We start from the raw sequence: 13332 nt of genomic DNA on the forward strand, positions 1-13332 counted from the left end.
TCAGATGCCGGCGCGTTCACGCAGCCGCGCCCAGTCTTCGGCGTCCAGCGGTATACCGTGCTGCGCCGCCCGCCGCCGCGCCGCGTAGCGCCGCTCCCCCGGTAGGCGCTCCACGCCAGCGTCCCGCAGCCGCCCGATCAGCTCTTCCACCCGCGCTGCGAACGGCCGGGCCGCCCCCTGGCCGGGGTCGATCAGCAGGATGAACTGGCCGGTATGCGGGATGACTGCGCCGGGATGCTCGCTCCAATCCACCTCGAAGGAGAACTTCCCGCCCGTCAGCGCCGCGCCCATGATCTCGACCATCATGGCGATGGACGAACCCTTGTGGCCGCCGAAGGGCAAGAGCGCGCCGCCGTCCAGCACCGCTTTGGGGTCGGTCGTCGGGTTGCCCCCGGCATCCACACCCGCGCCGGGCGGCAATGCTTCGCCCTCGCGCGCGGCGATCTGCACATCGCCATTGGCCATCGCGCTGGATGCCTGATCAAAGACCACCGGATCGCCACCCGCGCGCGGTGCGGCGAAGGCGAGCGGGTTGGTGCCGTAAACCGGCTTGCAGCCGCCGTAGGGTACGACGCAGGCCATGCTGTTGACCATCGACATCGCCACAAAGCCTTCCCGCGCGAAGGGTTCAATGTCGGGCCACAGCGCGCCGAAGTGCTGAGAGTTGTGGATGGCGAGGATGGCGACGCCGTTCTCGCGCGCCTTGGCGATCAGCTGATGGCGCGCGGCGTCGGTCGCGGCGAGGGTGAAGCCGTTTCTGGCGTCGGCGCGGATGAAGCCGGGCGCGACATCGTCGATCACCGGCTCCGCCTTGCCGTCAACCCAGCCCGATTTCAGCGTCGAGATGTAGCCGTCGACGCGGAAGATGCCGTGACTCGCCGCGCCGTCCCGCTCGGCGATCGCCATGTTTTCAGCGATCAGCCCGGCAACATGATCGCTGCAGCCATGCGCGGCGAAGACGCGGCGCAGCGCATCCCGCAATTCATCGAAGCTGACATGGATCTGTTCGCTCATGGTGTCCTCGGCGAATTATTGGCGGGCCAGGTGTCGGAGAGCTTGTAGCCTTCGGGGAAAGGGTCATCAGGATCAAGCATCTCGGTGCTCGTTCTGGTGATCCAGCCGCGGCCGGAGATTTCCGGGGTAATAGCCGGCATGTCAGCAACGGCGGTCTCGGCAGCGATGCGGCACTGGAATTCCGAGCCGATGATCGAGCGCGCGACGTATCTCGCGCCAACGGCCATCTCGCCCCGCGCGTGCAGCACGGCCATGCGCGCGGAACAGCCCGTGCCGGTCGGCGAGCGGTCGATCTTGCCCGGCTGGATGACGACGGCGTTCGCGCCGGTCAGCGCGTCGTCCGTGCGCGTCAGCGGCCCGGCGATCTGGCAGAAGGAGATGTGATCCCAGCCCGGATTGGCCGGATGCACGAAGTCGAGCTGTTCATTCGCCGCGCGCGTGATCTTCACGCCCGCTTCCGCAAGATCGCGCGCCTCATCCGGTGTCAGTGCGAAGCCAAGCGCGGCGGCGTCCGCGATGACGAAGCTGTCGCCGCCATAGGCGGTGTCGACGGTGAGCGTGCCGATACCTTCCACCTCGATGACCGCGCCCAGCTTGTCCGCAAAGCTCGGCACGTTACGCAGCGTGATCCGCTCGGCCTTGCCGGCGCGGCACTGCGCGGTGACCTCGACCAGCCCGGCCGGCGCCTCCAGCACCAGCCGCGTTTCCGGCTCGGTCATGGGAATGATCCCGGTATCGAGCAGCACCGTCGCCACGCAGATGGTATTGGAACCGGACATCGGCGGGGTGTCCTCCGGCTCCATGATGATGAAGCCCATTTGCGCGCGCTTATCCTTCGGCGGGACCAGCAGGTTGATATGCCGGAAGACTCCGCCGCGCGGCTCATTGAGCACGAGGCGGCGCAGGCGCTGGTCCGAGGCGATGTGACGGGACTGTTCCCACAGCGTTTTGCCCGGCGGCGGCGCGACCCCGCCGACGATCACGTCCCCGACCTCGCCTTCGGCATGGCAGCCGACGATCTGAATGGCTTTCGTGCTGCGCATCACGAGACGTCCAAAACCGGCGGACCGAAACTCTCGACGAGCGGTTCGATACCCAGGCCCGGTGCATCCGGCGCGGTCATGCACCCCTCGACCCGCTTCGGCGCGCCTTCGGCGATGTCGCGCGTGCCGTAGCTGTTGAAATCCGTTGCCGAGAAGCAGAACGCGGCCGGCGTCGAGCGCGCCAGATGGGCGATCGCGGCGGTCACGATATCCCCGCCCCAGGTGTCCTCGATCGTCATGGCGATGCCGCTTTCCACGCACAGGTCGCGCATCAGCTTCGCGCGGGTCAGCCCGCCGACCTTGGAAATCTTCAGGTTGATGATGTCCATCGCATCGTCCGCAAGCCCGCGCACGAGCATGTCAGGGCCGGTGATCACCTCGTCCAGCACGAAGGGGCGCGCGGTGCGCCGCCGGATCGACAGGCACTCTTCGTAGGACCGGCAGGGCTGCTCGATATAAACGTCGAGATCAGCGACCGCCGCGACCACGCGCGCGGCCTCCGCGCGAGTCCAACCGGTGTTGGCGTCCGCCACCAGCACATCGCCCGGCTCAAGGATTGCGCGGCAGGCGCGGATGCGGTCGATATCCGCGTCGGCGTCGCCGCCGACCTTGAGCTGGAACTTGCGATAGCCTTCGGCGCGATAGTCCGTGACGCTGCGGGCCATCGCTTCCGGCGCGTCCTGCGAGATCGCGCGGTAAAGCGCGACCTTACCCTGCGCTGCACCACCCAGGAGTTGATAGACCGGCATCGCGGCCTGCTTGCCGAGGATGTCCCAGCAGGCCACGTCGATCGGCGCCTTCACGTAAGGGTGGCCGCCGAGCGCGCGGTCCATCGCCCGGTTGATCGCACCCAGGTTGGTGGGGTCCAGCCCGATCAGGCGCGGCGCGATTTCCGCCAGCCCGGCGCGCACGCCACGCGCATAGGCCGGTAGATAGGTCGCGCCGAGCGGGCAGCATTCGGCATATCCGGTGATGCCGGCATCCGTTTCGACAGCGACGACCGTGGAGTCGAAGATCTCGACGGAATGTCCGTCCGACCAGGCGTAGCGCCCTTCCTTCAGCGGCAGGTCGACCTGCCATGCCTTGATGCCGGTGATTTTCATTGATCCCTCTAAATCACCTGAAAGCCGTGGGCGAACGGGTCGCGGTCATCGATGAAAATGGTGTTGAAGCCGGTCTGGCGCGCCCAGCCGCCGATGGACGGGATGATGGCGTCGCGCCCGCCGACGGTCGTCGCCGCCTCCACCCGCCCGTGGAACAGCGAGCCGATGATGCTCTCATGCACGAAGTCGTCGCCGGGCTGGAGCTTGCCATGCGCGGCCCATTGCGCCATGCGCGCCGAGGTGCCGGTGCCGCAGGGCGAGCGGTCGATGGCGCGGTCGCCATAGAAGACGGCGTTGCGCGCGGTCGCGCCTTCCACCGTTGGCGCGCCGGTCCATAGCACGTGAGTCAGGCCGCGGATGTCGGGGTTCTCGGGGTGGATGAACTCGTGCGCCGCGTTGAGCCGTTCGCGCAACACCGGGCTCCAGCGGATCAGGTCGGCGGCACTGACCTCGGCGATGTCGGAGAACGCCGCCTGCGGCTCGACGATCGCATAGAAATTTCCCCCAAAGGCCACATCAACGGTCAACGCGCCCAGTTCGGGCACCTCGGCCTCCAGCCCTTCCGTGTAAAGGAACGACGGTACGTTGGTGATGCGCACCTCCTCCACCCACGGCCCGTCCTGCGTGTAAGTTGCCACGACCAGCCCGGCGGGCGTGTCGAGCCGCACTTCTCCCGGCGTCTTCGGCTGGATCAGCCCATTCTCCAGCGCCATGGTCACGGTGCCGATCGTGCCGTGCCCGCACATGTAGAGACACCCCGACGTCTCGATGAACAGGATGCCGATATCGCAGTCCTCGCGCGTCGGCGGGTAGAGGATCGCGCCGGACATCATGTCATGCCCGCGCGGCTCAAACATCAGCCCGGTCCTGATCCAGTCGTACTGGCTGAGGAAATGCGCGCGGCGCTCCAGCATCGTGTCGCCATCAAGCAGCGGCCCACCGCCCGCGACGAGCCGGACCGGATTGCCGCAGGTGTGGCCGTCGATGCAGGAGAAGGTGTGCCGTGCCATGTCAAAACCTCTGCGGGCTGAAGGGCGCAAGGTCGATCGGCGGCTGTGCGCCGGTTATCAGGTCGCGGATGAGCCGGCCTGTCGCCGCCGACTGCGTCAGGCCCAGATGCCCGTGCCCGAATGCGTAGATGATATCCCGGGATGCGCGGGAAAATCCAATGGCGGGCAATGTGTCGGGCAATGACGGGCGGAAGCCCATCCATTGCGTGCCGCCTTCGGTCTTGAGGCCGGGCAGGAAGTCGGCGGCCTTCTTCAGCATCGCGTCCGCGCGGGCATAGTTTGGTTTGCGCGTCAGCCCGCCGAGTTCGACAGCGCCGCCAACCCGGATACCTGAGGACAGCCGCGAGATCACGAAGCCATGCTCGCCGAACACGAGAAACGTCCTCAAGTCGAACGCATCGGGCGGCAGCGTCGTGTTATAGCCGCGCTCGGTCTCCAGCGGGATGTGGTCGCCCAGGCGCGCGGCGAGCGGCTTAGACCACGCTCCGGCGGCGATAACCGCGCGGTTTCCGGTAAGCTGGCGGCCGTCCGTCAGATCGACTGTCACCCCTCCCTCGGCGGGCCTTACCTGTGTGACGTTTGCTTCGATGAAACCGCCACCGCGCTCCAGCACGTCGTCCGCGATTGCCTTCGCGAATTCATAGGGATCGGCCACCGATTGCCAGGACGGGACGAACGTCCCCGCCACGAAACGCGAGGACAAGCCGGGCTGCAACTCGGCCAGCCGCGACCCGCGCACATGCTCGAAGGGGATGCCCGCCGCCTCCCGCCGGCGCCAGCCGGGAAGCGCGGCCTTGAACGCGGCTTCGCTCTCGTAAAGCTCAAGCGAGCCGTCCGAATTGACCATATGCTCGAGGCCACAGGCCGACACCGTCGTGGCCATCTCGTCCCGCGCCAGATGCATCAGCGCGGCCTGCGCTCTGATGCTCGCCTCGACTCTGTCCGGCCAGCCCGCGCGCCAGAATCGCAGCAGCCACGGGAAGATTCGCGGGAAATAACCTGCGGGGATCGTCAGCGGCCCGAGCGGGTCGAGCAGCCAGCGCGGCACCTTGCTCAGCATCCCGGCGGTTGCCAGCGGCATGATGTCGGAGAACGCGAGCCCGCCGGCGTTGCGCTCGCTGGTCTCGCGCGCGATGCCCTTGCGGTCGATCAGCGTGACGCGCCGGCCGCCCTCCTGCAGCTTCTGCGCGGTGGCAAGGCCAATGATGCCCGCGCCCACGATGATGACATCGTGCTCGGTCTGCGCCGCCATCGTCTCCCGGCTCACGCGGCGAGCTGCGGACGCGTTTCGATCGCGCGGCGCACGATCGCCTCGACCCTGGCGCGCTCCTCGCCAATCAGCGTCAGGCGCGGCGGGCGGACATACTCGCTGCCGTAGCCTGTCATCTGGTTCGCAAGCTTTATGTACTGCACGAGCTTCACATCCGTGTCGAGGTGCAGCAGCGGCATGAACCAGCGGTAAAGCGCCAGCGCTTCGTCGAGCTTGCCGGCCTCGGCCAGCTTGAACAGCCGCACCGATTCATGCGGGAAGCAGTTGGCCATTCCGGCCACCCAGCCGACCGCGCCGAACAGGATGTTCTCCAGCGCCAGATCATCCACGCCGCAGAACAGTTTGTAGCGGTCGCCGAGGCGGTTGATCATGTCGGTCATGCGCCGGCTGTCATGGCTGGATTCCTTGACCGCGACGATGTTGGCCTCGCTGGCGAGGTCGGCGAAGTCTTCCGGGCTAAGATCGACCTTGTAGGACACCCGGTTGTTGTAGATCATGATGGGCAGGTCGGTCGCGCGCGCCACGGCGCGGAAATGCGTGATCGCCTCGCGCGCGTCCTGCTCGTAAACCATGCAGGGGAGCACCATCAGCCCGTCGGCGCCGGCGTCCTTCATGCGCCTGGCGGCGTCAATGGCGAAGGCGGTCGTGTATTCCGCAACGCCCGCGAGGACCGGCACGCGCCCCTGCGCGGCTTTGACGGCGGCTTTGACGACGGCGGCCTTCTCGTCCAGCGTCAGCGAGTTGTTCTCGCCCAGCGTGCCAAGCATCACGAAGCCTTCGCAGCCCGCCTCGATACACTGCGCGATGTGCCGCGCCGTCGCGTCTAGATCGAGCGCCCCGTCGGGCTTCATCTCGGTCATCAGCGCAGGCATGACGCCTTGCCAGTTCACATCCATCTCGGTTCTCCCCTTCTCGGCGCGGTTCTAGCGAATTCTGGAGACTTAGCCCAGACGTCCATGCCCCGGAAAGCCTCTCCTGCCGAGGGAGAGGCGTGCAACCGCCCGCCCCATGCTGTCATGTGGACCTGACACTTTTTCGCGAGATGCGGGATGAAAGGGTCGCGCTGGACTACATCTCGCGATATACTGGATGCTCTTTTCGCTACCAAGCCGCGGGCGGCAGCCGGGCGAAGGCGGAAAGGTAGGGCTTCTGGTCCGGCCTTAACCGGCGGGTTGGAAACGGGACGGATGTCCGTTGCGGCGATTGCGGCACTGACACGCCATCGCCGTAGCGCTGTCAAAATGGGGATATGACGGCGTGGTCGCGCAAGATATCGCAAAGCAGCAAGAAACTGGAAGTGCCAGCATCGGATCCTCAGCGGAGACCACCCTCCGCATCAGCGGCACCGACAAGGCCTTCGGTCTTCTGGCGGTTCTGGGTCTTCTGGTCATCAGCCTGATCCTTCAACACGAAGTCTCCACACAGAAAGCGATCCTGTTTCTCGTCGGCGCGGGTTTGGGCGTGTCGCTGTTCCGCTCGCTGATTGGCTGCACAGGCGGCTGGCGGCGCTTCATCCGCCTGGGCCGCAGCGACGCGGTCCGCTCGCACCTCCTGCTGCTCGCCGGGCTGTCGATCGCGTTTTTTCCCATCGTCGGTGCAGCGTTTCCCGACATTCAGGCGAGCGCGGCCTTGGGCCCGGTCAGCCTTTCGGTATTGGTCGGGGCGTTGATCTTCGGTTTTGGCATGCAGCTCGGTGGCGGCTGCGGGTCCGGAACGCTGTTCACCGCCGGGAGCGGCAACGTGAAGATGGTCATCACCCTGATCTTCTTCATCGTCGGCGCGACGATCGGCTCTTTACACCTGCCCGCCTGGCTGGAACTGCCGAACATGGGACCGGTCTCGACAGTCAACGCCGTTGGCTGGCCCACTGCGCTGGGGGTGCAGCTCGCTGTGATCGCAGCGCTCTATCTGTGGGTCCGGCGCATAGAGGCGCGACGTTGTGGCGACGTGCTGGACATTCGCGCTGAGGACGGCCCCCAGATGCCGTTCATCGACCGCCTAATCTTTGGCCCCTGGCCACTTTTGTGGGGGGTCATCGGCATTGCGATCTTCAGCCTGCTGACGCTGCTCATCGCGGGTCATCCGTGGTCGATTACGTTCGCGCTGGGGCTTTGGGGCACCAAGATCGCCGCGGCCCTCGGCTTCGACGTCGCAAACTGGACCTACTGGTCTAGCGGCTATCCCGCGTTGGCACTGCAGCGCAGCGTGCTGGAAGACACCACCTCGGTGATGGATTTTGGCGTGATCCTCGGCGCGCTGCTGGCCGCGGCAATTTCTGGTCGCTTCGCGGCGAGCCAACCCATCAAGCTGAACGCGCTGGTGCTCGCGGTGATCGGCGGGCTATTGCTCGGTTATGGCGCCCGTCTGGCCTTCGGCTGCAACATCGGCGGACTGCTGGCCGGCACGGCGACGGGCAGCATGCATGGTTGGCTCTGGCTGCTCGCCGGGTTCACCGGAAGCTGGATCGGCGTCTATGCCCGCATCTGGTTCGGACTGGACGGCCCGATGGAGAAGAAGAATGGATAAGCTCTCCAACAGCCTGGTGATGGGCTCGGTGCTCACCGCGGCAACGCTCGGGGTTATCATCGATCACACCAGCCACAAGCTCCCGGAGCCGGCGCAGGAAGCAGGCGCGCAAAGCGGCAGTGTCGCGGCCACGGACGCCACGCCCTGCGGGCTCGGAGGAGGGGCGAGTCCCTGCGGATTGACGGCGGCTGGCGGGACGCCATGCGGCCTGGGCGCTGGCGGCACACCCTGCGGACTTGGCGGAACGCCCTGCGGGTTGACGGCCGGCGGCACACCCTGCGGCCTGGGCGGGACACCTTGCGGGCTTGGCGCCAGCCCGTGCGGCCTGACAGCTGGCGGAACACCCTGCGGCCTCGGGGGCAGCCCCTGCGGTCTGAGCGAGTCGCCTTGCGGCCTCGGCGGTACACCTTGCGGCCTCGGCGGTGACGATGCCTTTTCCGACAATGCCTCGCCCTGCGGACTGGGCGGCTCGCCATGCGGCTTGTAGCGGGCCGGGACAGGCCGCGCGCAGACGCTGAAAGAAGGACGGCCGATGCGGCACAATCAAGCAGCAGCCTCCGATACGGCGACGGACAACCCATCCCCGACACCGTCCCAGGGGCAGCACCGGGCGGCAATGGACCTTGTGGCCTGCCTCCAGAGCTTCGCCGTGCAGAATACCAACGCCGTTCTGGCCATCCTTGGCGATACGCCTTTCGTTGCGAACAAGCATTATCCGGAGGGCGACCTGGTCTTTGGCGGCGGCCTTTGGCGCGCTTATTACCACGCCCACGACATGCCAGGCGCCCCTGACAGCCGGATGCATGGCCACTTCCACGTCTTTGCCCGGCCGGACGCAAATTTCGGCTATGCGCATGTCATCGGCCTTGCGGTGGATGGCAACGGCCAGCCGCTCAAATGGTTCACGACCAATCACTGGGTTACGGGCGAAGCCTGGCGCCCCGGCGAAGAACTCGCGGCCTGTGTGCCGCCGGTCGAACCGGAAGACGCGCCGCCGGCGGCACGCTGGCTCTCGGCGATGCTGCGTTTCGGCGCGCCGGCCTTTCCAGAGCTGCTGGCTGAACGCGACGCCACCCTGGCGGCTCACCGCGCGCGCACCGAGCAGAGCGAAGAAGAGGCGCGCGCCGATAGGACGCTCTATTTGCTGTCCCAGCGCGAAATCGACCTTATGGAGGAGCTTCGCGCGGCCCTCGCACTCGAAGGAGATTGACAGCGTTCCAGAGATCCGCACCGAGCGATCGGGTGGACACGAGGCGGTCGGGAGACAGGATCTGGCGTGAACTGCGCCGGCCCGGCCATACGGAAGCGACGAAACGGAGCACTCGCTTACAGGCTTTTTCTGGTTGCCTTCGGAGCCACGCGAGCCCGCGCGTTTCGTCCGCCAACGCTTCAAGCGAAGCGACATGCAAGGGAGGAAACAGCCATGAAGTCGCTTTTGGGTATCGTTGTCGGCACGTTTGTCGCGGCCATGTCGAGCGCCGCGCTGGCGAGCCAGCCGCTCGTCAGTGTCGATTGGCTGAAGGCCAACCTCGACAACCCTGAAGTCGTCGTCCTCGACATCCGCAGCGCGGTCAGCGGATCGTCGAAGGAAAGCTATGCCCGCGCGCACATTCCAGGCGCCATTCACTCTGACTATGTCAAAGACGGCTGGCGGGTAAAGGACAAGAACGGCATCCGCGGCATGCTACCGGGTGCGGACCATCTCGCCAAACTCATCGGCGGGCTCGGCATCGACAACGATTCGCATGTTGTCGTCGTGTCGCGCGGGGCCAACAGTCTCGAGATGGGCGCAGCGACCCGCGTCTACTGGACCTTCAAGATCGCCGGACATGACAAGGTCTCGATCCTCAATGGCGGGCTGGCGGCCTGGGTGGCCGAGCGCGACGAGAAGACCAAGCGGCCGGTCAATCCGCTGGAAAGCGGCGTGGTGCAGCGTGAGCCCACGACTTTCGAGGTCACTATGCGTCCCGAACTGCTCGCGACGAAGGAAGACGTTCAGGCGGCGCTTGAAGCTGGGACACCCCTGATCGATCACCGGCCGACGCACCAGCATCTCGGCGTCACCAAGCCCGGTCCCGTTGCGCGGCCCGGAACGATCCCCGGCGCGTTAAGCGTGCCCGAAACCTGGCTGACGATTAACGACGGCGGCGTGATGCGTCCGAAGGCCCAAATGACCAAGCTTTACGAAGCGGCCGGCGCGCCAACCTCTGGCGACGTCATCAATTTCTGCAATTCGGGCCACTGGGCTTCGCTCGGGTGGTTCGTGAGTTCCGAAATCCTCGGCAACCAAAACGCCAAGCTCTATGACGGTTCGATGATCGAGTGGAGCAAGACAGACCTGCCGATGGAGCAGAAGGTCTCACTGCAGTAAACTCACGCTCAGCGACGCAGAGCCTCCGCAAGGCAAGTGGCGCCCCACTGGGCGCCACTTTTTTGTCCGTTGCAGCTTGCCCGCGCAAGCCGGAGATCGGCCCATCTCCCCGCCCGATGGCGGCGCTAGATCAACCCCTCTTCTTTCAGGAAGTTGGCCGCCACGTCCTCGATGGTCTTCTTCTCCATGTCCACGGCCGCGTTGAGCTGGCGCATGACCTCATCGGAGAGCTGCGCCGACAGACCGTTGAGGATGTCGGCCAGTTCCGGATTGGCGTCGAGCGTCTCCTTGCGGATCACCGGCGTCAGCGCGTAGTGCGGAAAGAAATTGCGGTTGTCCTCAAGCGTGACGAAATCGAACGCCGCGATCCGGCCGTCCGTCGCGAAGACCAGCGCGACATCCACCCGGTCCTCGTTGAGTGCCTGATATGTCAGCCCGCTTTCCATCGAGTTGAGCAGACCGCGCGGATAAGTGAAATCGTACTCTTTCTGCAGGCCGATCAACCCATCCTCGCGGCGGGGAAATTCGGCGTTCACCGCGAATGACAGTTCCGCGCCCTCTTCCAGCTTCGCCTTGAGGTCCTCGATGGTGTCGATGCCCATCTCCTCGGCTTCGTCGCGGTTCATGGCGAGCGCATAGGTGTTGTTGGCGTCAGAGGGCTCAAGCCAGACCAGCCCCTTCTCTGCGTCAAGCTCCTTCACCGTGTTGTAGGTCTCTTCCGGCGACATGCGCTCTTCGACCTTGTTGTAAACGACCAGCGACGTGCCGGTGTATTCCCAGTAGACATCGACCTGCCCGTTCTCCTGGGCCTGGCGCAGTACGGTCGAGCCGAGGCCGTCGCGCTTGTCGACGTCATAGCCGTTGGCCTCCAGCAACTGCGCTGTCATCTCGGCCATTAGAAGCTGTTCGGTGAAGCCCTTCCCGCCAACGGTAATAGTCTGTGCGGCTGCAGTGCCTGCGGCGAATACGAGCGCCAGGATCGCGACTGCAAATGTCTTGAATATTCTCATCATGTTGCTCTCTCCCGTTTAGCAGGGGACCTTCCCCCTTGTTAACGCTGCGGGTTCACCCCGCGCGGAATCACCCAGTACTGGATCTGGGCCATGACGAAATCCACCACGATGGCCAGAAGCGCCGTCGGGATCGCACCCGCCAGCATCATGCCGAACTCGTTGAGTGCAATGCCGGTGAAGATCAACTCGCCAAGGCCGCCACCACCGATCAGGAAGGCGAGTGGAACAGTGCCGACATTGATGGTCAGAGCCGTGCGAATGCCCGCGAAGATGACGTAGAGCGCATTGGGAAGCTCGACCTTCAGCAGCATGGTGCCAGGGGCCATCCCCATGCCGCTTGCCGCTTCCTTGAGGTGGTCGGGTACGGCCTTCAGCCCGGCATAAGTGTTGCGGACGATGGGCAATAGGGACGCGATGAACAGCCCGAAGATCGCAGGCAGCGTGCCGATCCCGAGAAAGCTCATGGACAGCGCGAGGATCGCTAGCGTCGGGATCGTGGTGCCGACGTTGAAGATCTGCATGAAATATTCGGCAAACCGCGCCATGAACGGCCGTGACAACAGGATGCCCAGTGTCACGCCCGCCACGATCGCCAGCCCGCCCGAGATGGCGACGAGGCGCACATGCTGCTGGAACAGGAACTCGATATCCGGCCAGTAAAGGATGAAGTCCTCCAGCAGGCCGCTGGAGGACACGACGATGCCCAGGCCGAAAGCGCCCAGCACGACAAGCCAGGACATGATCCGACCGGTCGTCGTCCGGCGGGCAGCGCCAATCACCGCCATCAGCCCGCCTCCCGTTCCACGATCAATTCGGTGCCGGGCGGCGGCACGTTCGGGTCGGGGATCTCGCTGGCGTCGCTATAGGTCGCGCCGAGGTGATGCGTGATCTGCCGCAAGGTGATGTAGCCGCGGAAGCGCCCGTCATCGTCGACACAGGCGAGCCAGGTGACATTATGCGCGAACATTTCCGAAACAGCGGTGCGCAGATCGGCGTTGATGTGCACCGTGCGCGGATAGCCGGCCCAGTGCTCATTCACCCGGCCGCTGGCGTCCTTTACGTCGTTGAAGTGCACATAACCGCGTGGGCGGCCGCGCGGCCCGACGACCACGGCGTTCTGGTGCTCGCGCTTTTCCATCACGCGCACGGCCTCGCGGATGTCGTCCTCGGGGCGGATCTTTGGCGGGTCGTGGTCCATCGCCTCGTAGACCCGGACCAGGCGCAGGCGCTTGAGCGTGCGATCGGTGCCGACGAAATCCGCGATGAAATCATTGGCTGGATGGGCGAGAACGTTGTCGGGCGTGTCGTACTGAATGAGCTTGCCTTCGCGGAAGATCGCCACGCGGTCGCCCATCTTGACCGCCTCGTCGATATCGTGGCTGACGAACAGGATGGTCTTGCGCATCTGCTTCTGCAGGCGCAGAAACTCGTCCTGGATGATCTCCCGGTTGATCGGGTCGACCGCGCCGAACGGCTCGTCCATAAGCATCACGGGCGGGTCGGCCGCCAGCGCCCGGGCCACACCGACGCGCTGCTGCTGCCCGCCGGAGAGTTCCTTGGGGTAGCGCTTCAGGAAGATCGCAGGATCGAGCGCGACCATTTCCAGAAGCTCGGCGGCGCGGGCGCGGGTCCTTTTGCGGTCCCAACCGAGCAGGTCGGGCACGACCGAGACGTTCTCTTCGACCGTCATGTTCGGAAACAGGCCGATCTGCTGGATCACGTAGCCAATGTTGCGGCGCAGCTCGATCTTGTCGATCTTGTCGGTGTCTTCACCATTGATGAAAATCTTGCCGCTGGTCTTGGGGATGATCCGGTTGATCATCTTCAGCGTCGTCGTCTTGCCGCACCCCGACGGCCCCAGCAGGATCGCCGTCTCGCCCTGTGGGACTTCCATCGTCACGTGATCGACGGCAGTCACGGGCTCCCCAGCGGTTTCAAAGACCTTGGTCAGGCTTTCCAGCGTGATCATTTGTCGTGTCCCC

General features: G+C 65.3%; 13 protein-coding genes. 4 read left to right on the forward strand and 9 right to left on the reverse strand.

What is annotated here, in order from left to right; translation table 11 throughout:
- From BXY53_RS09715 to BXY53_RS09740, 6 genes are read right to left on the reverse strand one after another with little or no spacing between them, the layout of a single operon-like run.
- Nucleotides 1-1014 carry an Ldh family oxidoreductase gene (locus tag BXY53_RS09715; protein WP_119061614.1) on the reverse strand — a complete coding sequence of 338 codons (1014 nt, stop codon included), beginning with the start codon at nucleotides 1012-1014 and terminating at the stop codon, nucleotides 1-3.
- Entirely contained in the window at nucleotides 1011-2057 is a 1047-nt protein-coding gene (locus BXY53_RS09720) for a trans-3-hydroxy-L-proline dehydratase (protein WP_119061615.1), read from the reverse strand. Before BXY53_RS09720 ends, BXY53_RS09715 begins: the two co-directional genes overlap by 4 nt.
- Nucleotides 2057-3160: a cis-3-hydroxy-L-proline dehydratase gene (locus tag BXY53_RS09725; RefSeq protein WP_119061616.1), complete on the reverse strand. Its 1104-nt coding sequence runs from the start codon at nucleotides 3158-3160 to the stop codon at nucleotides 2057-2059. Before BXY53_RS09725 ends, BXY53_RS09720 begins: the two co-directional genes overlap by 1 nt.
- Before the next feature lie 8 nt (nucleotides 3161-3168).
- Entirely contained in the window at nucleotides 3169-4170 is a 1002-nt protein-coding gene (locus BXY53_RS09730) for a 4-hydroxyproline epimerase (RefSeq protein WP_119061617.1), read from the reverse strand.
- 1 nt (nucleotide 4171) lies between these two features.
- A complete protein-coding gene (locus BXY53_RS09735) occupies nucleotides 4172-5422 on the reverse strand; it encodes an NAD(P)/FAD-dependent oxidoreductase (protein WP_119061618.1) in 1251 nt (416 codons plus the stop codon).
- Between the two features lie 11 nt (nucleotides 5423-5433).
- On the reverse strand, nucleotides 5434-6336 hold the full coding sequence (locus BXY53_RS09740) for a dihydrodipicolinate synthase family protein (protein WP_119061619.1): 903 nt from the start codon (nucleotides 6334-6336) through the stop codon (nucleotides 5434-5436).
- A 361-nt stretch (nucleotides 6337-6697) separates the two neighbouring features.
- On the opposite strand from BXY53_RS09740, the gene BXY53_RS09745 reads away from it, so the two are divergent.
- The 4 genes from BXY53_RS09745 to BXY53_RS09755 all read left to right on the forward strand — a co-directional run bounded on the left by BXY53_RS09745 (nucleotide 6698) and on the right by BXY53_RS09755 (nucleotide 10337).
- Nucleotides 6698-7966 (forward strand): YeeE/YedE family protein, encoded by a 1269-nt coding sequence (locus BXY53_RS09745; protein ID WP_170144396.1) that lies wholly within the window; start codon nucleotides 6698-6700, stop codon nucleotides 7964-7966.
- Nucleotides 7959-8453: a hypothetical protein gene (locus BXY53_RS14020; RefSeq protein ID WP_147361542.1), complete on the forward strand. Its 495-nt coding sequence runs from the start codon at nucleotides 7959-7961 to the stop codon at nucleotides 8451-8453. The genes BXY53_RS09745 and BXY53_RS14020 overlap by 8 nt, the downstream gene beginning before the upstream one ends.
- 45 nt (nucleotides 8454-8498) lie before the next feature.
- Nucleotides 8499-9176, forward strand: a complete 678-nt coding sequence (locus BXY53_RS09750; protein WP_147361543.1) for a DUF6969 family protein — start codon at nucleotides 8499-8501, stop codon at nucleotides 9174-9176.
- Nucleotides 9177-9389: 213 nt separating this feature from the next.
- Nucleotides 9390-10337 carry a sulfurtransferase gene (locus BXY53_RS09755; RefSeq protein WP_119061622.1) on the forward strand — a complete coding sequence of 316 codons (948 nt, stop codon included), beginning with the start codon at nucleotides 9390-9392 and terminating at the stop codon, nucleotides 10335-10337.
- Nucleotides 10338-10462: 125 nt separating this feature from the next.
- Here the strand turns inward: BXY53_RS09755 and BXY53_RS09760 are convergent, their stop codons facing one another.
- From BXY53_RS09760 to BXY53_RS09770, 3 genes are read right to left on the reverse strand one after another with little or no spacing between them, the layout of a single operon-like run.
- Nucleotides 10463-11350, reverse strand: coding sequence for a glycine betaine ABC transporter substrate-binding protein (locus BXY53_RS09760; protein ID WP_245410403.1), 888 nt, complete (start codon nucleotides 11348-11350; stop codon nucleotides 10463-10465).
- Between the two features lie 38 nt (nucleotides 11351-11388).
- On the reverse strand, nucleotides 11389-12135 hold the full coding sequence (locus BXY53_RS09765) for an ABC transporter permease (protein WP_119061623.1): 747 nt from the start codon (nucleotides 12133-12135) through the stop codon (nucleotides 11389-11391).
- Nucleotides 12135-13319: an ABC transporter ATP-binding protein gene (locus BXY53_RS09770; RefSeq protein ID WP_119061624.1), complete on the reverse strand. Its 1185-nt coding sequence runs from the start codon at nucleotides 13317-13319 to the stop codon at nucleotides 12135-12137. The genes BXY53_RS09765 and BXY53_RS09770 overlap by 1 nt, the downstream gene beginning before the upstream one ends.
- Nucleotides 13320-13332 lie beyond the last annotated feature (13 nt).

Origin of the sequence: Dichotomicrobium thermohalophilum (assembly GCF_003550175.1) — a bacterium.
In the GTDB taxonomy this organism is placed as follows: domain Bacteria; phylum Pseudomonadota; class Alphaproteobacteria; order Rhizobiales; family Rhodomicrobiaceae; genus Dichotomicrobium; species Dichotomicrobium thermohalophilum.